At 39.6% G+C, this 1,360-nt stretch carries 2 protein-coding genes and 1 pseudogene; all 3 read right to left on the bottom strand.

The window, feature by feature from the left end; translation table 11 throughout:
- Window positions 1-216: pseudogene (locus B4K20_RS04900) on the bottom strand (IS4 family transposase); the annotation flags it as partial.
- 118 nt (window positions 217-334) lie between these two features.
- On the bottom strand, window positions 335-1,045 hold the full coding sequence (locus B4K20_RS04895; RefSeq protein ID WP_289282077.1) for a transposase: 711 nt from the start codon (window positions 1,043-1,045) through the stop codon (window positions 335-337).
- A gap of 59 nt (window positions 1,046-1,104) precedes the next feature.
- The coding region (locus B4K20_RS04890; RefSeq protein ID WP_349678791.1) for a DUF6602 domain-containing protein at window positions 1,105-1,360 on the bottom strand (256 nt) is incomplete at its 5' end.

The raw sequence follows: 1,360 nt of genomic DNA, 5'->3' as shown, positions 1-1,360 counted from the left end.
ATGGTAAAGATGTGGATTACTCACGAGACGCATACTGCGTTTTATTTGATGTTTCTCGCTTGTTTTACTATCAATATTACGGCCAATAGCGGTAATGGATAGTTGACTACCTGACACTACACTACTTAATACCGCACATAAGCTGGCTCGTCGAACTTTATGCATGCTGGGCGTGACATCATTTAAGAATGTATTCAAAATAGTGTGGGCTCTCATGGTATTTCCTGATTTGATAAGTGTGGTGACTGATCCGATCGTTAAATATCGTGAGAGTTCCTTTTTTTGGGTTTTAGTTCATTGTTTTTATTGTGCCTTTCGTGGGGATTGGTCAGGGTCAGCCAACTTGATTTTGATATTCAGCACTCTTCCTGTCCCCTCCGTGAGGTTTTAACACAGCAGGCCGCCCAGCTTGTTTGCAGACCCAATCTTGAAACTTTTCACTACCAAGAGCTTCTCCTCTCATGGTGGCATCAGTAATGTTTTGATTTTCATTTCCTAATGCTATTTTGTCCATCATTAATTGATAACATACACCGCGCTCTTTTTTGGTATTTCCCAGCTCAAGATAGAGTGGGTGTTCAGTTATCAACGGATCCTGTTTACCAAGCGCATTGTGATGATAGCTAGACCAGCGATATTCTTGAAGATCTTCCACCATGCCTGCTTTTAAAGGATTCATTTCAATGTATTTGTATAGTGTGAAAAGGTAATTATCACTATCCACCAAACAGGATTTGAAACGCCCTTCCCAAATGGTGCCGGTGCGTTTTCGGCCTGCATTAAAATATCTGACGTAACGATTTGTCATCGACTGCATAAATACAGTCAGTTCGTCTTTGTCTTTTGGTGTAAGAAGTAAATGCAAATGATTTGTCATGATGACATAGGCATGAAGATGACAGTCAGCTTTGGACAGTGACTCTTTAATATCACTGAGAATACGTGCCATATCCTCTTCATTCTCAAATATATCTTGACGGTTATTACCTCTATGCATGATATGCAGAGGCTGATTGGGCAACACCAAACGGGGAAGTCTAGCCATGTCGTTACATCCTTGTAGCGAGAACATTATTGTTAAGTTTATTACATCAGTTTAAGAAGCTAGAGTAAATCAAGTTGGCTGACCCCATGATTTCTCGGGATCAGTAAACCACTACAGCTCGCATTCAAAGTACTTTTAACTTCGAAGTTGTACTTTACAGCTTCGACAGGAACAAAGGTGAGTTCATTTTTCATATATGAAGGAAGTATTTCATCGTCATAGATGAGAACATCCGTTTCATTTGACTGTTCACCTCTTGAGTTTTCGATAATTCCTTTCGAAAATTTATATCTCTTTGGGATAACGTCTCTAATT

This window comes from Methylophaga sp. UBA5088 (assembly GCF_002414625.1).
GTDB lineage: Bacteria > Pseudomonadota > Gammaproteobacteria > Nitrosococcales > Methylophagaceae > Methylophaga > Methylophaga marina.
The sequence above is the reverse complement of the archived record's forward strand: the minus strand, read 5'-3'. Positions and strand labels throughout refer to the sequence as shown.